19 protein-coding genes are annotated in these 23,655 nt (G+C 68.3%); 7 read left to right on the plus strand and 12 right to left on the minus strand.

Annotated features, from left to right (window positions below):
• Positions 1-244: 244 nt before the first annotated feature.
• Positions 245-673: a pyridoxamine 5'-phosphate oxidase family protein gene (locus tag QZM67_RS23805; RefSeq protein ID WP_301807038.1), complete on the plus strand. Its 429-nt coding sequence runs from the start codon at positions 245-247 to the stop codon at positions 671-673.
• 99 nt (positions 674-772) lie between these two features.
• Here the strand turns inward: QZM67_RS23805 and QZM67_RS23810 are convergent, their stop codons facing one another.
• Complete coding sequence (locus QZM67_RS23810; RefSeq protein WP_301807040.1) at positions 773-2,386, minus strand: MFS transporter; 1,614 nt, start codon at positions 2,384-2,386, stop codon at positions 773-775.
• 156 nt (positions 2,387-2,542) lie between these two features.
• Here QZM67_RS23810 and QZM67_RS23815 point away from each other — a divergent pair, with 156 nt between their 5' ends.
• Positions 2,543-3,427, plus strand: coding sequence for a LysR family transcriptional regulator (locus QZM67_RS23815; protein ID WP_175023487.1), 885 nt, complete (start codon positions 2,543-2,545; stop codon positions 3,425-3,427).
• A gap of 89 nt (positions 3,428-3,516) precedes the next feature.
• Here the strand turns inward: QZM67_RS23815 and eutC are convergent, their stop codons facing one another.
• The 4 genes from eutC to QZM67_RS23835 all read right to left on the minus strand — a co-directional run bounded on the left by eutC (position 3,517) and on the right by QZM67_RS23835 (position 9,024).
• A complete protein-coding gene (eutC, locus tag QZM67_RS23820; protein WP_175023447.1) occupies positions 3,517-4,311 on the minus strand; it encodes an ethanolamine ammonia-lyase subunit EutC in 795 nt (264 codons plus the stop codon).
• Positions 4,308-5,705, minus strand: a complete 1,398-nt coding sequence (locus QZM67_RS23825) for an ethanolamine ammonia-lyase subunit EutB (RefSeq protein ID WP_301807043.1) — start codon at positions 5,703-5,705, stop codon at positions 4,308-4,310. The genes eutC and QZM67_RS23825 overlap by 4 nt, the downstream gene beginning before the upstream one ends.
• A gap of 93 nt (positions 5,706-5,798) precedes the next feature.
• Positions 5,799-7,211 (minus strand): ethanolamine permease, encoded by a 1,413-nt coding sequence (gene eat, locus QZM67_RS23830; RefSeq protein WP_175023449.1) that lies wholly within the window; start codon positions 7,209-7,211, stop codon positions 5,799-5,801.
• A 349-nt stretch (positions 7,212-7,560) separates the two neighbouring features.
• A complete protein-coding gene (locus QZM67_RS23835) occupies positions 7,561-9,024 on the minus strand; it encodes a mechanosensitive ion channel (RefSeq protein WP_089449663.1) in 1,464 nt (487 codons plus the stop codon).
• A 276-nt stretch (positions 9,025-9,300) separates the two neighbouring features.
• On the opposite strand from QZM67_RS23835, the gene QZM67_RS23840 reads away from it, so the two are divergent.
• Positions 9,301-10,179, plus strand: coding sequence for a GyrI-like domain-containing protein (locus QZM67_RS23840; RefSeq protein ID WP_301807045.1), 879 nt, complete (start codon positions 9,301-9,303; stop codon positions 10,177-10,179).
• Positions 10,180-10,263: 84 nt separating this feature from the next.
• Here the strand turns inward: QZM67_RS23840 and QZM67_RS23845 are convergent, their stop codons facing one another.
• The gene (locus QZM67_RS23845) at positions 10,264-10,629 is read right to left on the minus strand and encodes a zinc ribbon domain-containing protein (protein ID WP_175023451.1); all 366 of its coding nucleotides are present in this window, start codon (positions 10,627-10,629) and stop codon (positions 10,264-10,266) included.
• 10 nt (positions 10,630-10,639) lie between these two features.
• On the minus strand, positions 10,640-13,273 hold the full coding sequence (locus tag QZM67_RS23850; RefSeq protein WP_367620451.1) for a heavy metal translocating P-type ATPase: 2,634 nt from the start codon (positions 13,271-13,273) through the stop codon (positions 10,640-10,642).
• 80 nt (positions 13,274-13,353) lie between these two features.
• On the opposite strand from QZM67_RS23850, the gene cadR reads away from it, so the two are divergent.
• Positions 13,354-13,785 carry a Cd(II)/Pb(II)-responsive transcriptional regulator gene (gene cadR / locus QZM67_RS23860; RefSeq protein ID WP_011350541.1) on the plus strand — a complete coding sequence of 144 codons (432 nt, stop codon included), beginning with the start codon at positions 13,354-13,356 and terminating at the stop codon, positions 13,783-13,785.
• Between the two features lie 68 nt (positions 13,786-13,853).
• Positions 13,854-14,426, plus strand: coding sequence for a PadR family transcriptional regulator (locus tag QZM67_RS23865; protein ID WP_175023453.1), 573 nt, complete (start codon positions 13,854-13,856; stop codon positions 14,424-14,426).
• 45 nt (positions 14,427-14,471) lie between these two features.
• On the opposite strand, the gene QZM67_RS23870 is transcribed toward QZM67_RS23865, so the two are convergent.
• The 4 genes from QZM67_RS23870 to QZM67_RS23885 all read right to left on the minus strand — a co-directional run bounded on the left by QZM67_RS23870 (position 14,472) and on the right by QZM67_RS23885 (position 18,970).
• Entirely contained in the window at positions 14,472-15,902 is a 1,431-nt protein-coding gene (locus tag QZM67_RS23870) for an FAD-binding oxidoreductase (RefSeq protein ID WP_301807052.1), read from the minus strand.
• A gap of 13 nt (positions 15,903-15,915) precedes the next feature.
• The gene (locus QZM67_RS23875; RefSeq protein WP_089449658.1) at positions 15,916-16,704 is read right to left on the minus strand and encodes an ABC transporter substrate-binding protein; all 789 of its coding nucleotides are present in this window, start codon (positions 16,702-16,704) and stop codon (positions 15,916-15,918) included.
• Between the two features lie 57 nt (positions 16,705-16,761).
• Positions 16,762-17,916, minus strand: a complete 1,155-nt coding sequence (locus QZM67_RS23880) for a pyridoxal phosphate-dependent aminotransferase (RefSeq protein ID WP_089449657.1) — start codon at positions 17,914-17,916, stop codon at positions 16,762-16,764.
• A 376-nt stretch (positions 17,917-18,292) separates the two neighbouring features.
• The gene (locus QZM67_RS23885) at positions 18,293-18,970 is read right to left on the minus strand and encodes a TetR/AcrR family transcriptional regulator (RefSeq protein ID WP_301807055.1); all 678 of its coding nucleotides are present in this window, start codon (positions 18,968-18,970) and stop codon (positions 18,293-18,295) included.
• 121 nt (positions 18,971-19,091) lie between these two features.
• Here QZM67_RS23885 and QZM67_RS23890 point away from each other — a divergent pair, with 121 nt between their 5' ends.
• Together QZM67_RS23890 and QZM67_RS23895 are read left to right on the plus strand one after the other, a co-directional pair.
• Positions 19,092-20,744, plus strand: coding sequence for an acyl-CoA dehydrogenase family protein (locus QZM67_RS23890; RefSeq protein ID WP_175023457.1), 1,653 nt, complete (start codon positions 19,092-19,094; stop codon positions 20,742-20,744).
• 63 nt (positions 20,745-20,807) lie between these two features.
• Entirely contained in the window at positions 20,808-22,316 is a 1,509-nt protein-coding gene (locus QZM67_RS23895; RefSeq protein WP_301807221.1) for a class I adenylate-forming enzyme family protein, read from the plus strand.
• A 118-nt stretch (positions 22,317-22,434) separates the two neighbouring features.
• Here QZM67_RS23895 and QZM67_RS23900 read toward each other — a convergent pair whose 3' ends face one another.
• Positions 22,435-23,574 (minus strand): branched-chain amino acid ABC transporter substrate-binding protein, encoded by a 1,140-nt coding sequence (locus tag QZM67_RS23900; protein WP_089449654.1) that lies wholly within the window; start codon positions 23,572-23,574, stop codon positions 22,435-22,437.
• Between the last annotated feature and the right edge of the window lie 81 nt (positions 23,575-23,655).

Raw genomic sequence — 23,655 nt, forward strand, 5'->3', positions numbered from 1 at the left:
TGCCAAACAGGAGGAAAGCGCCACGACCACGGCCGGCCCGCGTGCGCACCGTGCCGTGTTCACCGATGCAGCACGGCGGGTGTGTCGATTCTGAACAGCGTGGCTGCGCAGTGGCCGGGCCGATGTTCGAAATTTCCACAGTGCGCAGGCGCGCCTGCGTGCCGGTGCCGGCCGCGACGCGTGGCATGTCGCTTGCGTGCGCATCGCGCATTCCCACGCAACGGCGTGTGCGCCGACCGACACCATGAACGACTGCGGCCCCCTGACCGACGACGCGATCGCGTTCATCCGCGAGCAGGCGTTCCTGATCGTCGCGACCGCCGACGCGGCCGGCAACAGCGACTGCTCGTACCGCGGCCGCCAGCCACGCGCGGATGGTTCGTTCGAACCGCTCGTCGACCTGCCCGACCGCCGCACGCTCGTCCTGCCCGACTTCGCCGGCAACAACCTGTTCAACACGATCGGCAACCTGCTCGTGAATCCGGCCATCGCGCTGCTGTTCGTCGACTTCGTGCGCCAGACGACCTGGCTCGTGCAGGGCCGTGCGACGATCGACGAGGCGGCGGGAAGCCGCTCGCATCTGTGGCCGGACGCGCGACGCTATGTGGTGGTTGAAGTGGAACAGGCGCAGGTACGGGCGGATGCAGCGCTGCCGCCGCTGGTGCTGGCGTGATCCGCGTGGCGGATCGTCGGCGTGCGAATCCGGCGATGACGTAATACGAAGGCGCCCCGGCCGCCGTGGCCGAGGCACCCGTGCGCGACGACGGGACACTCAATGCCCCTGCGTCTCCGCGCAAGCCGCTTCGATCCGGCGGCGCACCGACAGGTCGGCATGCGCGTGCCCGTCGGTGTCGTCACCCGCTTCGGTAGCCGCCCGCCGCCCACCGAGAAACGCAAACACCACCCCCGCACACAGCACGGTGACGACCGCCAGCCCGACCAACAACCGATCGAACGCATGCGTGTAACTCGCGAGCAGCGCCGCATGCCCGACACCCGGCAGCGCAGCCGCCGCACCCGCGAGATCGCCGGTTGCAAGCCGCGCGGCCGCACGCAGCGTCGCGTCCGGCGTGCCGGCAGCGCCTGCTGCCTGCGTCAGCCCCGTCCGCGCGAGCGCGGCCAGTACCGCCCCGACGATCGCGAGCGCGATCCCCTCGCCGGCCACGCGCGTCGTACTGAAGATCCCGGTCGCCATCCCCGCACGCTCCTTCGGCACGACGCTCACCGACAGCCCGTCCATCAGCCCCCACGGCATGCCGGCCCCGACGCCGATCGCCAGCATCGGCGCGACCGCTGCGGGCCCCGCGCCGCCGCGCAGCGCGATGCCCAGCCACACGAGCCCGCCCGCCGCGATCAGGAGCCCGAGCCCCGAGATCACGCCGGCCGACAGCCAGCGCGTGAGCGTCGCCGCGACGAGCGGCACGACCAGCATCGGCGCGGAAATCGCAAGCATCAGCCAGCCGGCGTCGATCTCGCTGAAGCCGTCAATGCCGATGAAGCGCAGCGGCAGCACGACGAGCAGCACGATGTAGCAGCAACAGGTCGACACCGGCAGCACCTGCACGCCGACGAAGCGCGCGATCCGGAACAGCGACAGGTCGAGCATCGGCCGCGCGACCCGCGTCTCGATCATCACGAACGCGCAGGCGCCGAGCGCGGCACCAGCCAGCAGCGCGATCACGAGTGTGCTCGACCAGCCGCGCGCGGGCGCCTCGATCACGCCGAACGTGAACAGCGTCAGCGCGGCGGTGAACGCGGTCGTACCGGGCCAGTCGAGCCCCGTCGCGTGCGGGTCGCGCGACTCGTGCATGCGCGGCAGCCCGACGCCGAGCGACAGCACGCCGGCCACCGCGCTCGTCACGAAGATCGCGCGCCAGCCGTAATGCCCGATCAGCGCGCCGGCCAGCACGGGCCCGAACGCGAGCCCGATCCCGAAGGTCGTGCCGAGCAGGCTGAACGCGCGCGTGCGCGCCGCGCCGTCGAACTCCTGCGCGAGCGCGGCCGTGCCGCCCGCGAGCGCCGCGGCCGCCGCGAGCCCTTGCGCAGCGCGCAGCAGGTCGACCGCGAGCATCGACGGCGCGAACGCGAGCGCAACCGACATCAGCGTGAAGCCGCCAACGCCGATCGCGAACAGGCGCTTGCGGCCGAACTGGTCGGCCAGCGCGCCCGCCGCCATCAGAAAGCTGCCGAACGCGAGCATGAACGCGTTGGTGATCCAGTTCATCGCGACCGTGCCGCCGTGCAGGTCGCGGCCAATCGCGGGCGTCGCGACCGCGCCGCCCGAAAACGACAGCGGCAGCGCGACGGCGGCCAGGCAGACGGCGGCCAGCACCCACGCACGCCGGCGTGCCGACTGAGCCGAAGCGGCTGAAAAAGGCTGATCCATCATCGCTCCTCGAAAAGCCGGCGCGGATGCGCCGTCAGAGCGACAGAAGATAAATCCGATTCAATCGGCGAAAAACCACGCAAAGCTCCAGATATAACGGACTAAAATTCCGCAATCTACTCAGCTACGCGCCGTGGGCGCATGCTCTTCGAATCGATGGAAAACCTCACCGGCATCGTCGCCTTCGTCCGCACCGCCGAGGCGTTGAGCTTCGTCGCGGCTGGCCGCGCGCTCGGCATCTCGGCGTCGGCGGTCGGCAAGACGATCGCGAAACTCGAGCAGTCGCTCGGCGTGCGCCTGTTCAACCGCACGACGCGGCGCGTCACGCTCACCGACGAGGGGCGGCACTTCTACGAACGCTGCCAGCGGATCCTCGAGGATTTCCGCGATGCGGAGGCGACCGTGACGGCATCGGCGCAGCGCCCGCGCGGCAAGCTGCGCGTGAGCCTGCCGGTGATCGGCTACCGGTTCCTGCTGCCGGTGCTGCCCGAATTCCGGCAGCGCTACCCGGACGTCGAGCTCGATCTCGATTTCAACGACCGGATGGTGGATGTCGTCGAAGGTGGCTTCGACGCAGTGATCCGCAGCGGCCCACTGTCCGATTCGAGCCTGATGTCGCGGCGGCTCGGCCCGTTCGCGTTCGTGCTGTGCGCAACGCCCGCCTATCTCGCGCAGGCCGGCACGCCGCGCGCGCCGCGCGATCTCGAAGCGCACGAATGCGTGCGCTACTGCTTCCCGACCACCGGCAAGCTGCAGGACTGGGCGCTCGCGGCCGACGACGGCACGCCGCTGAAGCTGCGCACCGCGATAACCTGCAACAACATGGAGGCCCTGCGCGGCACCGTGCTCGCAGGGCTCGGCATCGGCTACATGCCCGACTTCCTCGCACGCGACGCGCTCGAAACAGGCCTGCTCGTCACCGTGCTCGACGACTACCGGATCGCGCCGGGGCAATTCTCGATCGTGTGGCCGTCGAGCCGGCAGCTGTCGCCAAAGCTGCGCGTGCTCGTCGATTTTCTGTGCGAGCGGCTGTTCAAGTAGCCGCGGACGGACGCCTCGACCAGCGTCCAACACGCCGCCCGTACGGCACGACAGAACGCCGCTGTGCGGCGGCATCCCGCGCGCGCCGTTCAGTCCGCCGCGATCCGCTCCGCTTCCGCCTGCGGCAGCAACGCATCACTGTCATCCTTCAACCCGACGCCCGTCAGCCCGAGGCGACGCGCGTGCGTCATCAGGTAATGCAGCTTGTGCGCGGCACCCGCGTACGGCAGCCCTTCGGGCCGCACGTTCGAGATGCAGTTGCGCAATGCGTCGTGGCAACCGACCTTCGGCGCCCAGGTCAGGTACACGCCGAGGCTGTCCGGCGAGCTGAGCCCCGGCCGTTCACCGATCAGCATCGCGACGACCTTCGCGCGCAGCAATTCGCCGATCTCGTCGCCGAGCGCGACGCGCGCCTGCGTCGCGACCACCACCGGGCCGATCCGCCAGCCGTCCGCATCGAGCCGCGGCCTTATGGCCTGCAACAACGGCAGCGCCTGTTTCGCGGCCGCGAACGCCGACAGCCCGTCGCCGACCACGAACACGACGTCGGGCGCATCGTCGAGCGCCGCGCCATAGCCGGCAAGTAGGCCGCGGCTGTCATTCGACAGCTTGCGGCCGAGGTCGGGCCGGCGCAGATAATGGTCGCGATCCGGTGCGGCGCTCTGCACACCGAGCGTCGGCAGCAGGCCGGCCGCCTCGATCTCCCGCCGCAGCGCATCCGCATCGAGCGGCTGGTGCACCGCGTCGCGCGCCTGCGCGTGCGACAGGTTGAACGCGAGCAGCGGCGCGGTCGGCAGGCTGTTGCCCGCGCGGCCGAGCGCGATCCGTGCATTCGTGAACGATTTCAACTGCGCCCACGGGTTCTTCTCGACGGCGTCGCTCATGCCGAAATCCCCATCCAGTCGCTCGCGCCCGCGAGCAGCGGCACGCGCGACGTCGCGGTGCGCAATGCGCCGTGCGCGTCGGCGATCTCCATCGTCTCCAGCCACTCCTCGAATTCCGGCGCGCGGCGCAACCCGAGCACTTCGCGCACGTAGAGCTGATCGTGGAACGACGTGCTCTGGTAGTTCAGCATCACGTCGTCCGCGCCCGGAATCCCCATGATGAAGTTGATGCCGGCCGCGCCGAGCAGCGTGAGCAGCGTGTCCATGTCGTCCTGGTCGGCTTCCGCGTGGTTCGTGTAGCAGATGTCGCAGCCCATCGGCACGCCGAGCAGCTTCCCGCAGAAGTGATCCTCGAGCCCCGCGCGGATGATCTGCTTGCCGTCGTACAGGTATTCGGGCCCGATGAAGCCGACCACCGTGTTCACGAGGAACGGCTCGAACTTGCGCGCCACCGCATACGCGCGCACTTCGCAGGTCTGCTGGTCGACCCCGAAGTGCGCATTCGCCGACAGCGCGCTGCCCTGGCCCGTCTCGAAGTACATGAGATTGTTGCCGACGGTGCCGCGCTTGAGCGACAACGCGGCCTCGCGGGCCTCGCCGAGCAGCGCGAGCGAGATCCCGAAACTCGCGTTCGCCTTCTCGGTGCCCGCGATCGACTGGAACACGAGATCGACCGGCGCGCCCTTCTCGATCGCCGCGATCGTGTTGGTCACGTGCGTGAGCACGCACGACTGCGTCGGCACGCCGTAGCGTTCGCGAAACCCGTCGATCATCGCGAGCAGCTTCACGATCGCCGCGAGGCTGTCGGTGGCCGGGTTGATGCCGATCATCGCGTCGCCGCAGCCGTACATCAGCCCGTCGAGCATCGATGCGGCGATCCCCTTCACGTCGTCGGTCGGGTGGTTCGGCTGCAGCCGCACCGACATCCGGCCCGGTAGCCCGACCGTGTTGCGAAAGCGCGTGACGACGCGGCGCTTCCGCGCCGCCGCGATCAGGTCCTGGTTGCGCATCAGCTTCGACACGGCCGCCACCATCTCGGGCGTGAGGCCCGGCGCGATCCGTTCGAGCGCCGCGCCGTCGGCCGCCGGCGACAGCAGCCAGTTGCGGAAATCGCCGACGGTGAGATGCGAGATTTCCGCGAATGCCTGCGCGTCGTGATCGTCGACGATGAGGCGCGTGACCTCGTCGTCTTCATACGGGATCACCGCTTCGTTCAGGAATGCCTTCAGCGGCACGCCCGCGAGCGCGATCTTCGCGGCGACACGCTCCTCCTCGCTCGCCGCCGCGACACCGGCGAGCTGGTCGCCGGAACGCAGCGGGCTCGCCTTCGCGAGCAGCGTCTTCAGATCCGCGAAACGGTACGTGCGCGGACCGATCGTCTCCGTATAGGACATCTGCGAGTCTCCTCCATGCCAAAAGCCGACGGCGCGCCCGTTCGACGGGGCGCGCCGGATGCCGTCAGAAACGGCCCTTCACTTTCATCCCGCTCACTCCTCCAGCAGTGCGTCGCCCGGCGCACTCGCGCGCTGCGAACGCGTCGCGAGGAAGTACGCGTAGCCGAACGCGAGGAAGCCGACGAACACCAGCGCGACCAGCCCGTTGAAGTAAATCATGGTCCCGAGACAGACGAGCGCAGCCAGGATCGCGAACGCCGGGAACATCGGGTACAACGGCGCGCGGAACGGCCGTTCGAGATTCGGTTGCGAGCGGCGCAGCTTGAACAGCGACGCCATGCTCACGATATACATCACGATCGCACCGAATACCGACATCGTCACGATATTCGCGGTCAGCGTCTGCCCGCCGAACTGGATCAGCTCGTCGCTGTAGATCGCCGCGATGCCGACCACGCCGCCCGCGAGGATCGCGCGGTAAGGCGTCTTGAAGCGCGGATGCACCTTCGCGAGCCATTCGGGCAGGTAGCCTTCGCGGGCCAGCGCGAAGATCTGGCGCGAATAGCCGAGGATGATCCCGTGGAACGACGCGACCAGCCCGAACAGCCCGAGCCACACGAGCATGTGCATCCAGCCGCTGTTCGCGCCGACGATGTACTTCATCGCCTGCGGCAGCGGATCGTTGATGTTCGCGAGCTTGGTCCAGTCGCCCGCGCCGCCGGCGAACACCATCACGCCGACCGCGAGCGCAACGAGGGTCAGGATCCCGGCCACGTACGCGATCGGGATCGAGCGCTTCGGGTTCTTCGCTTCCTCGGCGGCCATCGCGACGCCTTCGATCGCGAGGAAAAACCAGATCGCGAACGGGATCGCCGCGAACATCCCGTGGAACGCGCCCACGCTGAAATGATCGGCGCCCGACCAGCCGCCCTTCATGAAGTTGCTCCACGCAAAGCCCGGCGACACGACACCCATGAACACCAGCAGCTCGAAGATCGCGAGCAGCGTGACGACGAGCTCGAAGGTCGCCGCGATCTGCACGCCGACGATGTTCAGCGCCATGAACACGAGATACGCGCCCATCGCCGCATGTTTCGGCTCCAGCCCCGGAAACTGCACGTGCAGGTACGCGCCGATCGCGAGCGCGATCGCGGGCGGCGCGAACACGAACTCGACGAGCGTCGCCGCGCCGGCGAGATAGCCGCCGGTCGGGCCGAACGCACGCCGCGCATACGCGAACGGGCCGCCCGCGTGCGGGATCGACGTCGTCAGCTCGGTGAAACTGAAGATGAAGGTCGTGTACATCGCCGCGACGAACAGCGCGGTGACGACGAAGCCCAGCGTGCCGGCGCTCGCCCAGCCATAGCTCCAGCCGAAGTATTCGCCGGAAATCACGAGGCCGACCGCGATGCCCCACAGTTGCCAGGTCCCGAGCGTCTGCTGCAGCGCGGGCTGGCCGGACGACTTGGCGCCGGCGGCGGGCCGGCCATTCGACTCTGCTTTCATCGGACTCTCTCCTCAAAGGCGCCGGGCCTGCCGGCCTGCGCGACTGAGAATCGATGCTAGAGAGTCATTAAACGACGTGTTATCGAAATTCGGCAAAGATCGCGACTGACATTTCGCTGACGGAAACGCGGACGCGGCGCGACGGACGAAGCCGATCGGCAAGGCGCCCGCGCGCAGCCGGATACGCCGTTGCGGCCTGCGCCGGTTCCGGCCGAGTGGTCGTACGCATGCGAGACGACGCGCGAACGGACGCTGTCGCGTGCCGTTCGCGCGCCATGGGATGCAAGCACTGGCGTGTGCAGCACCATCCGGCCGCCCGACGCGACCGGACGGCTGCACGAGCGTGGCGTTACTGCCCGCCGCTGCGCTGGTTGAACCAGCGGTCGAGCAGCTTGCCGGCCGCTTCGCGGCCGCCGAGGCCGAACGACAGCGCCACCGCCACCGCGATCGCGCCGAGCACGAGGCCGAACGCGAGCTGGACGATCTCGTTCGCGATGCCCATCGCGCGCAGCCCCATTGCGAACACGAGGCCCAGGATCGCAAATTGCGCGATGCGCGCGAACAGTACGCTGTGCTCACGGTCGGCCTGCTCGATCACGCGGCGCGCGAGGCCCGCGAGCCACACGCCGATCACGAGGATCACGCCGCCCATCAGCACGTGGCCGCCGAATTCGATGAACAGCGTGACGACGTCGCGCACCTGCGAGAAGCCGAGCCGGTTCGCGGCTTCGACCGATGCGAACAGCATCGCGAAGAACACGATCAGCCGCGCGACCAGCACCGACGGCTGCAGGATTCCCGAGAACACGCGCTCGACGCCGAGCACGGCCGGCAGCCCGTCGGCGCCCGCGGCTTCCAGCAGCTTCTGCGCGAGCGACGCGACGAAGCGCGCGAAGTAGAACGTCACCAGCACGATCACGATCGCCGCGACGATGTCCGGCACCGCGCCGAGGAACTGGTTCAGCATGTTGGTGGCCGGCACCGAGATCGCGTCGATCTTCAGCGCGTCGAGCGCGGAGATCAGCGTCGGCACGAACACGAACACGTAGACGATCGTGCCGATCAGGCTCGACACGCGCACGGGCGTCGGGCTGTCGAGGCGCTGCGTGAGGCGGTCGGCGCCGGCGGCGACCAGCAGGTTCGTCACGAGGCCGCGCAGCACGCGCGCGACGATCCAGCCGACGATGCCGATCACCGCGGCCGCGAACAGGTTCGGCACGATCGCGAGCAGCTTGTCGACCATCCCCTGCACGGGCGACAGCAGCCCCGACAGCGCGAACGATGCGAGGATCGCCGGCAGGAACATCAGGATCACGAGCCAGAACAGCACGTCGCCGAGATAGCCGCTCATCGGCTGCATGCCGGCGCCTTCGGACAGCTTGTCGTCGATCTTGCTCGCCTTCAGCGCGCGGTTCGCGAGGCTGCGCAGCAGCGACGCGATGAGCCACGCGATCAGCGTCAGCGCCGCGCCGCCGATCAGGTTCGGCAGGTAGTTGACGATGTGCGTGACGAGCAGCGAGAACGGATTGGAGACCGCGTACAGGTTGAGCACGTTGAAGATGCCCACCGCGGTGACGAGCAGCACGAGCCAGAACAGGCCGCCCGCGATGATGCGCTCGACATAGGCGCCCTGGCCGGTGCTTTCGTTGATCCGCTGATCGACCTTCAGCGCGCCGAGCAGGCGCATCGCGCCGGCCCGCACCACGACGGCGATCAGCCAGCCGATCACCAGGATGCCGATCGCGCCGGCGATCTTTGGCAGATACCCCCCTAGCGTGGTCTGCAGCGACGTGATGAAGCTGGAAGCATCCATTTCTTCTTCTCCCGAAAACGTGGTGTTGCGATTGAACATCGACGAACTACCTGCGTACTTCGAAAAGCGTGCTGCCCCGACGGAGCAACTTACCCGAGAAAAATGACGCGATCACCCGATTTCACCGTCTTTAACTTTAGTCATTGATCGCAGAGGGACAAGACCCTATTTCGTCGAAATAAAAAGGGCCTGACTTGTCGGCCGCCCACGCATTTCCGCAAGATTTATCAATTCGGGCCGTGCTACCGTGACGTCGGTTCCTGCCCGGACACGCCGATGACCGTCGAAACGAAGCCCGATCCGCCCGCCTGGATCCGCTACGCGGCCAGCGTGGCGCGCGGCCACGAGTACATCCGCGCGCACCTCGACGGCCCGCTCGACCTGAACCGGCTCGCCGAAGTCGCATGCCTGTCGCCGTATCACTGGCAGCGCGTCTATCGCGCGCTGTACGGCGAATCGATCGTGCTGACGGTGCGGCGGATGCGGATCGTGCGCGCGTCCGAGGATCTCGTATGCACGACGCGGCCGATCGACGAGATCGCACGGCGCGCGGGCTACGGTTCGACGCACGCGTTCGCGCGGGCGTTTCGCGACGCATACGGCGTGCCGCCCGTGCAGCACCGGCGCACGGGCAGCCACCGGCCCATCTATCCGCTACAACGAGGAGAAGAAGACATGTTCAAGCATGAAGTCGAGATCCGGCGATTGCCGGAGTTGCATGGCTATGCCGTGGCGCACACCGGGCCGTACATGAAGGTCAGCGACGCATTCATGCGAATCGGCGGATGGGTCGGGCAACACGGGCTGATCGGCCCGGGCGCGAAGATGATCGGCATTTTTTACGATGACCCAGACACGACGCCCGAAGCGCAGCTGCGCGCAAAAGCCTGCTTCATGCCGGCCAACGGCGCGCCGGACGTCGAACCCGCGCCGCCGGTGGAGCGCGCGACTGTGGCGGGCGGCGAATACGCGGTGTTGCTGCATACGGGGCCGTATGCGGACCTGAAGGCGGCCTACCAGTGGCTCTACGGCGACTGGCTGCGTCACTCGGGCCGCGAAGCCGCCAACGCGCCGCCGTTCGAGCTGTATCTCAATTCGCCGATGGATACCGCGCCAGCCGATCTGCGCACCGAGCTCTACCTGCCGCTGCGCTGATCGACGGGCCGTGCGCCGGCCCTGAAACGAAGCGCGCCGGCCGGCGTTCCCACGCCGCCGGCGCGCATGCGCGGACAAACTGACTTACGCAGCCTGCGTCCCACACCCGGGGCAAAACCGCGCGTCGTCCGCCAGCGCCGAGTGGCAGCGGCTGCAGGACTTGCCGCGTTGCGCGGCACCGCACTGCGCGCAGAAGCGCGCATCGGTCGCATTGAGCGCGCCGCAGCCCGCACAGGCAAGCCGGCTCAGCGGCACGTTACCGCCCTGCCCGCTTCGACTGTCGGCCGGCGCCTGCCAGCCCCAGCCGTGGCGATCGCGGCCGCGCGCATCATGGCCGCCATGCCCGTCCTGGCGCTGCCCGCCGTGATGCCCGCCACCGTGCCCACTGTTGCCGTGCCCGCCGCCATGACCACCGCCGTGGCCGCCCAGGATTCGTTTCAGAAAGCTCATCGCCTGCTCCTCAACGCTTGGCCTGCGCGCCGCGGAACGCCCCCGAGGACGATAGCAGCCGCAAACCGTTGGCCACGACGATCAGGCTTGCGCCCGCGTCCGCAAAGACCGCCATCCACATCGTGCCGAGCCCCGCGACCGTGAGGCCGAGGAACACGATCTTCACGCCGAGCGCGAAGCCGATGTTCTGCACCAGTACGCGATGCGTCGCGCGCGACAGCCGCACGAACGCGGGAATCTTGCGCAGGTCGTCGTCCATCAGTGCGACGTCGGCCGTCTCGATCGCCGTGTCGGTGCCCATCGCGCCCATCGCGAAGCCGATGTCGGCGCGCGCGAGCGCCGGCGCATCGTTGATGCCGTCGCCGACCATCCCGACCGCACCCGCACCGCCGGCCGCCAGTTCCTCGACCGCCGCGAGCTTGTCTTCCGGCAACTGGTTGCCGCGGGCGTCGTCGATGCCGGCCTGCTGCGCAATCGCCTGCGCGGTATGCGGGTTGTCGCCCGTCAGCATCGCGGTGCGGATGCCGAGCGCGTGCAGATCGGCGATCGCTTCACGGCTCGTGTCCTTGATCGTGTCGGCCACCGCGAAGATGCCAAGCACGCGCGCTTCGTCGACCAGCACGACGACGCTCTTGCCCTGCCGCTCGAGCGCATCGAGCTTCGCTTCAAGGGCCGTCGAGCAGCGCTCGAGTTCCTCGACGAGGCGATGGTTGCCGAGCCAGTAGCGCGTGCCGTCGATCGTGCCGCGCACGCCGCGCCCGACGATCGCTTCGAAGTCCTGTACATCGGCGAAGGCCGTCGTGCCGGCGTCGCGCGCGGCAGTTGCGATCGCCTGCGACACCGGGTGATCGGAACGCGCCGCGAGGCTCGCACCGAGGTGCCGTACACGTGCCGCATCAGCGTCGTCCGCATGCAGGTCGAAGTCGGTCTGCACCGGCTTGCCATGCGTGATCGTGCCGGTCTTGTCGAGCGCGAGCCACGCGAGCTTGCGCCCTTCTTCCAGGTACACGCCGCCCTTCACGAGAATCCCTCGCCGCGCCGCGGCCGCGAGCCCCGACACGATCGTCACCGGCGTCGAGATCACCAGTGCGCACGGGCATGCGATCACGAGCAGCACCAGCGCGCGGTAGATCCAGTCGTGCCACGCCCCGCCCATCACGAGCGGCGGCACGACCGCGACCAGCAGCGCGACCGCGAACACGATCGGCGTGTAGACGCGTGCGAACTGGTCGACGAAGCGTTGCGTCGGCGCCTTCGCACCTTGAGCTTCTTCAACCGCGTGGATGATCCGCGCGAGCGTCGAGTTGGCCGCGACGGCCGTCACGCGATATTCGAACGAACCCGATTCGTTGATCGTGCCCGCGTACACGGCGTCGCCGGTCGTCTTTTCGACGGGCAGGCTCTCGCCGGTGATCGGCGCCTGGTTCACCGTCGAGCGGCCCGCGACGACTTCGCCGTCCAGCCCGATCCGCTCGCCCGGCTTCACGCGCACGACTGCGCCGAGCGCCACCTGCGCGGCCTCGATCGTGCGCCACGATCCGTCGGTGTCCTGCACGGTCGCCGTGTCCGGCGCGAGTTGCATCAGGCCCTGGATCGCATTGCGCGCGCGATCGAGCGACTTCGCTTCGATCAGCTCGGCAATCGTGAACAGCACCATCACCATCGCGGCTTCCGGCCACTGGCCGATCGCCATCGCGCCCGTCACCGCGATGCTCATCAGCGCGTTGATGTTCAGGTTGCCGTTGCGAATCGCGATCCAGCCCTTCTTGTACGTGGTGAGCCCGCACGCGAGCACCGCCGCGAGCGCGAGCGCCGCCGACAACCACACGGGCAGGCCGGCCCAGGTCGCGCCCTCGGACGCGATCGCGGCAACGCCGGCCAGCGCCAGCGGCCACCACGGCTTCGCGGGTGCGTCGGCGACGCGCGCGGCCGGCGCGCCGGGCGCTGCTGCCTCGGGCGTCATGCCGAGCGAGCGGATCGCGCTGTCGATCGCGAGCTGGGCGCCCGGCACGTGCTCGACGGTCAGCATCCGCTGCATCAGGTTGAATTCGAGCGCCGACACTTCGCTCATCCCGCCGAGCTTCTTGCGGATCAGCGTTTCCTCGGTCGGGCAGTCCATCTGCATGATCCGGAACGCGGAGCGCACGTGGCCCGACGCGGTCGCCTGCGCGACCGGCAGCGGCGCGAGCGTCAGCGCGGCAGGCGCGCAGCAGTTGCCGGCCGCGTGGTCGTGGTCGTGGTCGTGACCGGCATGGTCGTGCGCGGCGCTGCCGTGTACGCAGGCGGCGCCATGGACATGGCCGTCGCCGTGCTCGTGCTCGTGCTCGTGCTCGTGCTCGTGCTCGTGCTCGTGCGCATGGTCGTGGTCGTGTTCCTTACCGCTGCCGTGGCTGCAACCGGCGCCGTGGACGTGACCATCGTCACGCCCCACGTGCCCGTGATCATGTTCATGATCGTGGTCGTGGCTATGGACACGCGACTGCGCGTCGCGCGCTGCGGCGACCTCGCCGTGCGCGTGCTCGCCGGCCACCGGCGCCGCATCGGCGACGGTGGCCGTATCCGTATCGTGCGCGTCGGCGCAGCACGGAGCGGCGCCGCCGGCATGACGGTGTCGTGGGTCGTGGGTACGCTGGGCGTCGGTCATGACAACCTCCTCAATGGCTAACGGTGTAGAGTTAACACCCTGAAGCCACTACAAGGTCAACCCTTACACGGGAGAAAGGCATGAAGATCGGCGAACTGGCCAAAGCGGCCCGCTGCACACCCGAGACGATCCGTTTCTACGAGAAAGAGGGTCTGATGCCGGATGCAGAGCGCACCGACTCGAACTACCGCAACTACACCGACGTGCACGTCGAACGGTTGCGCTTCATCCGCAACTGCCGCGCGCTCGACATGGCACACGACGAAATCCGCGCGCTGCTGCAGCTCACCGACACGCCGGCCGATCCGTGCGATTCGATCAATTCGCTGCTCGACGAACACATCGGACATGTCGATGCGCGCCTCGCGGAACTCACGCATCTACGCGACCAGCTCACTGAATTGCGCCGCCAGTGCGTCGGCGAGCATTCGGTCGAGGATTGCGGCATCGTGCACGGTCTCGCGACGATGGAAACCGTCGCCCCGGCTGCGAAGCGCTCGCACCTCGGCTGAAACCCTTGTGAAATATGATAGTCTGGTTGAGAATAGTTATATTCTTACTAGATCTATCATAACTATTCATGTCCACTAGCCGTCCGTCCCCGCTCGCGCTGGCCGTCCTCGCGACGCTCACCGAAACGCCGATGCATCCGTACGGGATGCTGCAGCAACTGAAGGCTCGCGGGTACGACGAAGTCGTCAACGTGCGGCAGCGCACGAGCCTCTATCAGACGATCGACCGGCTGCTGCGCGACGGGATGATCGCCGTGCACGACACCGAGCGGGATGGCGCGTTTCCGGAGCGCACGCTGTATGCGCTGACCGAAGCCGGGCACACGGCCGGGCAGGCGTGGCTGCATGCGCTGCTCGCGGAGCCCGCGCGTGAATTCCCGGCATTCGGCGCCGGTCTCGCGTTCCTGCCGCTGCTCGACGCGGAAGATGCACGCCATCAGCTCGAGCTTCGGATCGCCCGGCTCGACGCCGAGCGCGAGCGCCTCGAAACGCTGCGCGCCACCGCGCAGGCCGATCAGGTGCCGCGCCTGTTCCTGCTGCAGAACGAGCACGCGCTCGTGCTGCTCAATGCCGAACTCGAATGGGCACGCAGCGTCGTCGAACACCTGAAGATCGGCGCGCTGCGCTGGGTGAATGGTTGACGGGTCGCGCAGGCCGATCCACACGAACCAGGGGGATCGGCCCCGTTAAAGCACCTTGCCGGGATTCAGGATGCCGAGTGGATCCAGCGCGGCCTTCAGGCGTCGCATCAGCCCGATTTCCGCGTCGCTGCGCGTGTGCGCGAGATAAGGACGCTTGAGCACGCCGATCCCGTGCTCGGCCGACACCGAACCACCCATGTCCCGCACCACCGCGTACACGCAGTGATCGAGCGCGTCGAGGTCCGCGTCGGTCATCCCGGCCAGCGACACGCCGATATGCACGTTGCCGTCGCCGACATGGCCGAAGAACAGACACGTAACGTCCGGCCAGCGCGCCCGCAACGCCGCCTCGCAGCGCTCGGCGAACGCGCCGAGCTCGCCGGTCGGCAGACTCACGTCGAAGTTGACGAGATGCGGCAGCGCATCGATTGCGAGGCCTTCGCGCAACGTCCACAGGTCGCGCGCCTGCCGCTCCGACGTCGCGAGCACCGCATCCTCCACGAGCCCTGCGTCGAACCCCGCCGCGAGGCCGGTTTCCAGCGCATGATGCGCGTCGCCGCCCGGTGCGCTCGTCGCGCATTCGATCAGGATCGCGAAGCCATCGTCGCCGACAAACGGCGCCGAAACACCCGGCGTATGACGTGCAACGTAGTCGTAGAACGCCGGCCACATCGCCTCGAAGCTGACCACTTCCGGCAGCATGCGCACGCGGTTCCACAGCGCGACCACCGCGTCGTAGTCGCGCACGCGGCACAGCGCCGTGGACGGCGCGGCCAACAACGGGTGCAGCCGCAGCACGGCGCGCGTGACGACACCGAGCGTCCCTTCGCTGCCGATGAACAGCTGCTTCAGGTCGTAGCCCGCGTTGTTCTTCAGCATCCGGTTCATCGACGACACGACCGTGCCGTCCGCGAGCACGGCCTCGAGCCCGAGCACCTGCTCGCGCATCATTCCGTAGCGGATCGCGCGCGTGCCGCCCGCGTTGGTCGCCAGCATGCCGCCGATCTGGCATGAGCCGCGCGCCCCGAGATCGACGCCGAACGTGAAACCGGCCGCTTCCGCGGCTTCCTGCACCGTCTGCAGCGGCGTTCCCGCGCGTACCGTCATCGTGCCGGCCGCCGCGTCCAGCGCTTCGATACCCGCAAAGCGTTCCATCGACAGCACGACCTCGCCGCCGAGCGCGACCGCGCCACGTGCGAGCCCCGTCAGGCCACCCTGCGGCACGACCGGCTGGCCGAGCCGCGCGCACAGCGCGAGCGTGCGCGACACATCGTCGACGCTGCGCGGGCGCACCAGCGCGCGCGGCCGCACGCCGGCCGGCTCGTTGTACGCGGTGAAATAGCGCGGATCGATGTCGGCCGCGCGCGTGACGAGTGCATCGCCCAGTTCGGCGACGAGCACGGCTTCGAGTGCGTCACCCGACAGCGATGCGCCGCCCTGTTCGCCACCCGCGGCGGCCGTATTCCGGTTCTGCATCGCGCGGCCCCGCTTACTTCGCCGAGATGTCGATATCGCCGAAATACTTCAGGCCGAGCGACTTCACCGTGCCGTCCGCCTTCAGCTTGTCGATCGCCGCATCGAGCTTCGCTTTCAGCGCGCTGTCGCCTTTACGCAGCCCGAATGCGATGCCGCTGCCGAGGATCTTGTCGTCGTGCACCGGCTGGCCGACGAACGAGAAACCCTTGCCGTCCGGACGCGACAGGAAGCCGCGCTGGCCGGACGGCGCGAGCACGAGCGTCGCGTCGAGGCGGCCCGACACGAGGTCCGCATACGCCTGGTTCTGGTCCTGGTACGCGACGATCGCGACGCCGGCCGGCTCCCAGTGAGCCTTCGCGAAGGTTTCCTGGATCGATGCCTGCAGCACGCCGACGCGCTTGCCCTTCAGCGATTCCGGCGTCGGCAGCAGGCCGCTGCCGGTGCGCGCGATCAGCTGGGTCGGCACGCGATAGATGATCGTCGTGAAATCGATCGCCTGGCGGCGCTGCTCGGTCGCGTTCATTGCCGAATTGATCGCGTCGAACTTGCGCCCCTTCAGCGCGGGAATCAGGCCGTCGAACGACGTCTCGACCCATTTGCACGACAGCTTCGCCGTCTGGCAGACGGCATTGCCGACGTCGATGTCGAAGCCCTGCAGGTCGCCGCTCGGCGCTTTCGATTCGAACGGCGGATATTGCGCCTCGAGGCCGAAGCGCAGCGTCTGCGCGTCGGCGAGCGCCGCGCCCGAGCCGAGGGCGCACGCCAGTGCGAATGCGAGTTTCAGGGTGGCCGTGTGCTTCATCGTGATCTCCTGTGTCTGGTCGGTGCGACGCTCCCGTCGCCGGTTCCCGTACGGGCCTTACAGCGAACGCAGCCGCCGCGCGCCTTCGACCAGCGTCGCGTCGTCTTTCGAAAAACTGAGCCGGATCACGCCGGCATCGGTGCCGTCGGTATAGAACGCCGACAGCGGAATCGTCGCGACACGCGCGTCGCGGATCAGGCGCAGCACGAAATCGCTGTCGCTTTCATCCGAGAAGTGCCGGAAGCGCGCGAGCATGAAGAACGAGCCTTCGCTCGGCAGCAGCTCGAAACGCGAATCGGCCAGCTCGCGCGCGAGCAGGTCGCGCTTGGCCTGGTAGAACGCCGACAGGCCGAGATAGCTGTCCGGCCGCGCGAGAATTTCCGCGAACGCGACCTGCATCGGTGTGTCGGCCGCGAACACCATGAACTGGTGCACCTTGCGGATCTCGTCCATCAGCTCGGCCGGCGCGACGCAATGGCCGACCCGCCAGCCCGTCACGTGGAACGACTTGCCGAACGACGACACGATCACGCTGCGCTCGGCCAGCTCGCGATGGCGCGCCACGCTCTGGTGTTGCGCGCCGTCGAACACGACGTGCTCGTAGACCTCGTCGGACAGCACCACGATCCCCGTGTCGCGCGTGAGCTGCGCGAGCCGTTCGAGATCGTCGGCGGAAAACACGGTCGCGGTCGGGTTGTGCGGCGTGTTCACGATGATCATCCGCGTGCGCGGGTTGATCGCCGCGGCCACCTCGTCCCAGTTCACGCGGAAATGTTCGGGTGACAGCTTGATCGCCACCGGCGTCGCGCCCTGCAGCCGCACGATCGGCGCATAGCTGTCGAACGACGGCTCGAAGTAGATCACCTCGTCGCCCGGATGCACGAGCGCGCTGATCGCCGCGTAGAGCCCTTCGCTCGCGCTCGCGATCACCGTGATCTCGGTCGCCGGGTCGTAGCGCGCGCCGTACAGCGCCTCGGTCTTTTCGGCGAGCCGCTCGCGCAGCGCCATCACGCCGGCCATCGGCGCGTACTGGTTGTGCCCGTCGCGCATCGCACGCGCGACGCCTTCGACGAGCGCCGGATCGGGCGCAAAATTCGGCGCACCCTGCGACAGGTTCAACGCATCGTGCCGAGCAGCCAGTTGGCCGATCACCGTGAAGATCGTCGTCCCGACGTCGGGCAGTTTCGAACGGGGCGCGGTGGCGCTTCGCATGACTCCTCCTTCTGATGTCCTTCGGGCGGCCCCGCGCGGCGCGCGCGGCCTGCATCTGCCGCATGATTTAGCCCGAGCCAATATCGGCGGACAATCGAAAGTTCGTCATGGCGGCCATGCATTTTTCTCATGGCTCGCGAAGAGGGGCATGCAGCGGCAGGGCTCACCTGCCAGGCTGACATGCGAATCAGGCATTTCCCCTAGGGCCTGTTCACGCTAATGACGGGCTTGCGAACGCGCCTTTCCGCTCGCAATGCAAGAAGTGAGGAGCGCCGTTTGGCCGTGCCAAACGCCCCGAAGGAAGTCCCCTTGGGGGACAAGCGACGAACGACGCCGCAATGCGGGCGGAAAGGCACGTTCCCCTGTTCGGGAAAATTCATTCGTGGGGCTGACCAGCCGCCGCCAGATAGGCGAGCAGCACGGCCCGCAGTTCGTCGCGCAGCGTGGCGAGGTCGAATGCGGGCCCGAGCGTCAGCAACGCCTGCGAGAGCCCGCCGTAGCAGATCGTGTGCGCCATCCGCGCGAGCCCGTCGAGCCGCGCGGCCGGCGGCGGATCGGCCGCGTGCGCGAGCGCGTCGCGCCACAGCGCGACATACGCGTCGTAATGCCGGCGGTAGGCGGTGAGCGGCGACACCTGCCGCTCCAGCGCGAAGAGCGCGCCCCACAGCGCCGCGTCAGCGCCGATCGCCTCGACCTGCAAGTCGACGAGCGCGGCGGCGAGTTCGGCCCGTGGCGCACCGCGCCGTCGCGCCACGGTGTCGCGCAGCCGGTCGGCCAACGCCAGCACGTGCCGGTGGATGCAGAGCGCCGCGAGGCTCTGCTTGTCGCCGAAATACTCGTAGAAGGTGCCGATGCTGACACCCGCGACGGCCGCGATCTCGCGAATCGTCGCCTTCGCGTAGCCGCGTTCGAGCAAAAGCTGAACGAACGCCTGCTGCAGCGCGTCCGAACTCGCCTGCGCGCGCGACTGGCGCGGCCGGCGGCGCAAGGCGGGCGCGGGTTGCGCCGCCGGCTGGCCGGGCGGCGCCGGAACCTGAACATGTCGCGGCGGCATATTTGCTACTCTGGAAATCAGCAGGGAATGCGTTTTACCGGGGGCCGGAACCGGCGCCGACGCGCCATTCGTGGGGCATGGCGCCGGCCGCCCGCGAAGCATGAGACCGGAGACAACCTCGATGACCGAATCGACTCACGCCGTCACGAACCAGTTCGACGAACTGGTCGACTATAACCTCTTCGCGACGGACATCGCGCTGCGCGACGCGCTCACCCGCGCGGGCGCCGACTGGGCCATGCCGCAGCTCGACGCGTACGGCGCGCGGCTCGGCAGCGCCGACACCGCACGGCTCGCCGACGCAGCGAACCGCCACACGCCGGAACTGAACACGTTCGACCGGCGCGGCCGGCGCATCGATCGCGTCGACTTCCATCCGGCCTGGCACACGCTGCTCGGCCAGTACCGCCACGAAGGCTTCGTGTCGCTCGCGTTCCGCGAGTCGCGCCGCGGCCGCTGGGCCGCGACCGCGGCCGGCTTCTACCTGCATGGCCAGATCGAGGCCGGCACGCTGTGCCCGGCGACGATGACGCAGGCCGCAATCCCCGTGCTGCAGAAGGAGCCCGCGCTGTGGGCGCTGCTGCGCGACAAGCTCTACAGCGACGACTACGATCCGCGCGACGTGCCGGTCGCCGACAAGCGCTCGATCTGGTTCGGCATGGGCATGACCGAGAAACAGGGCGGCTCCGACGTGCGCGCGAACACGACGCTCGCGACCGCCGTGGGCGCGGGTGGTCGCGGCGGCGAATACCGGCTGCGCGGCCACAAGTGGTTCTTCTCCGCGCCGATGTGCGATGCGCACCTCGTCGTCGCGCGCACCGAAGCCGGCAGCCCGTCGTGCTTCTACGTGCCGCGCTGGCGCCCGGACGGCACGAAGAACGCGGTCGAGATCCAGCGGCTGAAGGACAAGGTCGGCAACCGCAGCAACTCGAGCAGCGAAATCGAGCTGAACGACGCGTGGGGCATCATGCTCGGCGACGAAGGTCGCGGCATTCCGACCATCATCGAAATGGCCACCTACACGCGGCTGAACTGCGTGCTCGGCAGTGCGGCGATGCTGCGCCAGGGCGTCGTGCAGGCGATCGCGTACACGCGCCAGCGCCATGCGTTCGGCCGCGCGCTCGCCGAGCAGCCGCTGATGCGCACCGTGCTCGCCGATCTCGCGCTCGAAAGCGAAGCGGCCCTTTCCCTGTCGATGCGTCTCGCCGACGCGTTCGAGCGCGACGACTCGCCGCGCGAACGCGCGTGGAAGCGCATCGTCACGCCCGCCGCGAAATTCTGGGTGTGCAAGCGCGCGGTCGAATTGACTGGCGAAGTGATGGAAGTGTTCGGCGGCAACGGCTATGTCGACGACGGCCCGATCGCGCGGCTGTTCCGCGAGGCGCCCGTCAACTCGATCTGGGAGGGCTCGGGCAACGTGATGTGCCTCGACGTGCTGCGCGCGATATCGCGCGAACCCGACGCGGCCGCCGCGCTGTTCGCCGAACTCGCCGACCTCGGCGCGGGCGAACCGCGCATCCGCGCGGCGCTCGATACGCTGCGCGCGATGCTCGCGGCGCCGGCCGACACGCTCGAGGCGTCCGGCCGCGTATTCGCGCAGCGGCTCGCGGTGGTCGCGCAGGCATGCCTGCTGCGCCGCGACGCGCCGGCGGCCGTCGCCGATGCATTCGTCGCGACGCGGCTCGCCGCGCCCGACTGGGGCCGCATCGCGGGCGGCTTCGACCCGCACGCGATCGACGTCGCCGCGCTGCTGCAGCGCGCGTACCCGGCCTGATGCCCTTTCGGATCGCTTAGCACCGCCCAGTTCGCCTTCGTTCGCCCGCCCGGAGCCCTGATGATGAACCTCGTCGCCGCCCTCGACCGCGCCGCCCGTGCGACGCCCGACAAGCCGTTCCTCGTCAGCGAATCCGCGACGATCACCTATGCCGCCGCGCGCGAGCGCTCGCACCGCGCGGCGGCCGTGCTGAGCGCGCTCGGCATCGCGGCCGGCGACCGCGTCGCCGCGATGTGCTTTAACACGCCGGCCTTCGTCGACCTGATGTTCGGCGCATGGCGACTCGGCGCGACGTTCGTGCCGATCAATCACAAGCTGCAGGCGCCGGAAGTCGACTACGTGCTCGAACACAGCCGCAGCAAGGCGCTGTTGTTCGACGTGGCGCTCGCGCCGGTGATCGAACGCCTCGTGCATCCCGCGCGACGGCTCGTGACCGAAGGCGAGCTCGACGGCGTGCCGTGCTTCGACACGCTGTGCGCGACGCGGGACGGCCTCGCGGGTATCGAGCCGGCCGACGGCGACATCGCGCAGATCCTCTATACGTCCGGCACGACCGGCCACCCGAAAGGCTGCGTGCACAGCCACCGCACCGTGACGCTCGCGGCAATGCAGGCGGCGCTCGCAATCGGCATCGGCCGCAACGAGCGCACGCTGATGGCGATGCCGATCTGGCATTCGTCGCCGCTGAACAACTGGTTCGGCGGCACGCTGTATGCGGGCGGCACCGTCGTGCTGCTGCGCGAATACCATCCGCTGCGATTCCTGCAGACCGTTGAACGCGAGCGCGTGACGCTGTATTTCGGCGCGCCGGTGTCGTACCTGCTGCCGCTCGACACGATCGACGGCTTCGCGGCATTCGACCTGTCGAGCGTGCGCGCCTGGCTGTACGGCGGCGGCCCGATCGGCCCCGCGCAGGCCGAGCGGCTCGCGCGCGCGTATCGCAGCGACGCGTTCTTCCAGGTGTACGGCATGACGGAAGCGGGCCCGGCCGGCACGACGCTGTATCCGGACGAGCAGATCGCGAAGGCCGGTTCGATCGGCCGCACGGGCGGCCCGGGCGTCGACCTGCGCGTCGTGCGGATGGACGGCATCGACGCGCAGCCGGGCGAGACCGGCGAAATCTGGCTGAAGACCGACAGCATGATGCTCGGCTATCTCGACGATGTGGCCGCGACACGCGCCGCGTTCGCGCCGGACGGCTGGTATCGCACCGGCGACATCGCGCGAATCGATCAGGAGGGCTACCTGTTCATCGTCGACCGGCTGAAGGACATGATCGTGACCGGCGGCGAGAACGTCTATTCGAAGGAAGTGGAGGACGTGCTCGGCGCGCACCCGGACATCGCCGAGGCGGCCGTCGTCGGCGTCCCGCATCCCGACTGGGGCGAAGCGGTCGTCGCGCACGTGGTGCTGCGCGCGAACGCGGTGCCCGACGCGGAAGCGCTCCGTGCGTTCTGCGGCGAGCGGCTCGCTGCGTACAAGATCCCGCGCGAATTCACGTTCGCGCAGGCGCTGCCGCGCACGCCGACGGGCAAGCTGCAGAAGTTCCTGCTGCGCGTGCGTCGCGAATAGTTGCTGGCCCCGCCACGGAAAAAGAAAAAGCCACCCGGCCCGACGGCCCGGTGGCTTTTTCGCATGATCGACGGGGCTGCGACATTCGCCGCCGCCCGCGCGTCACGTCATCGGCTGCTTACTTGCCGCCGATGCTCTTCAGCGGCTTCCACTCGCCCTTCTCGACCTTGTACATCGTGATGCCGCCGTTCTTCAGGTCGCCCTTCGCGTCATACGCGACGTGCGTCGACGTCACGCCGGCCATGTCGGTCTTCGCGAGCAGCGGCAGGTACTTCGCCGGATCGGTCGAATCGGCCTTCTTCATCGCGTTGAACAGCGCCATCGCGCCGTCGTAGGCATACGGCGAGTACGTCTGCACTTCTTCACCGAAGCGCTTCTTGTACTTGTCCGCGTACGTCTTGCCGCCCGGCATTTCTTCCAGCGGGAGACCTGCCAGCGAAGCGATCGTGCCGTCGGCCGCGTTGCCCGCGATCTTCAGGAACGTCGGCGTCTTCACCATTTCGCCGCTCATCAGCGGAGCGGTGATGCCGAGCGTCTTCATCTGCTTGACCATCGGTGCAGCCTGCGAATCCGCGCCGCCGTAGTAGACGAGATCCGGCTTCGCAGCCTTCAGCTTGGTCAGAATTGCCTTGAAGTCGACAGCCTTGTCGTTCGTGAATTCGCGGTCGACGATCGTCGCGCCGCCGGCCTTCGCGGCCTTCTCGAACTGGTCGGCAAGACCCTGGCCGTAGGCCGTGCGATCGTCGACGATCGCGATCTTCTTCATGCCGAGATCCTTCGACGCGAACGTGCCGGCCACCGAGCCTTGCTGCGTGTCGGACGTCATCATGCGGAAGGTCGTCTTGTAACCCTGCTGCGTGTATTCCGGTGCCGTCGCCATCGCGATTTCCGGGATGCCCGCGTTCGCGTAGATGCGCGAGGCCGGGATCGTCGTGCCCGAGTTGAAGTGGCCGAGCATGCCCTTGATGCCGTCGTCGACGAGCTTCTGCGCAACCGTCGTGCCGGTGCGCGGGTCAGCCTGGTCGTCCTGCGTGTCGAGTGCGAACTTCACCGGCTTGCCGCCGATCTTCGGGTTCGTCGCGTTGAAATCCTCGATCGCGAGCACGATCCCGTTCTGCATATCCTTGCCGTAGTGCGCCTGCGCACCCGTCATCGGCCCTGCGTAACCGATCTTCACGTCATCCGCATGGGCCGTCCCCGCCAGCGACATGACGGCGACAAACGTCGCGCCTGCCAGCTTTTTCATCGTGTGTTGCATAGCATCTCCTTGGTACCAGGGTAAATGGAGCGGCTTCGGGATCGCCTTGCCGCTTCCTTTGTTTGATCCGAACGGCAAGGA

The organism is Burkholderia sp. AU45251, assembly GCF_030482905.1.
Lineage (GTDB): Bacteria > Pseudomonadota > Gammaproteobacteria > Burkholderiales > Burkholderiaceae > Burkholderia > Burkholderia aenigmatica.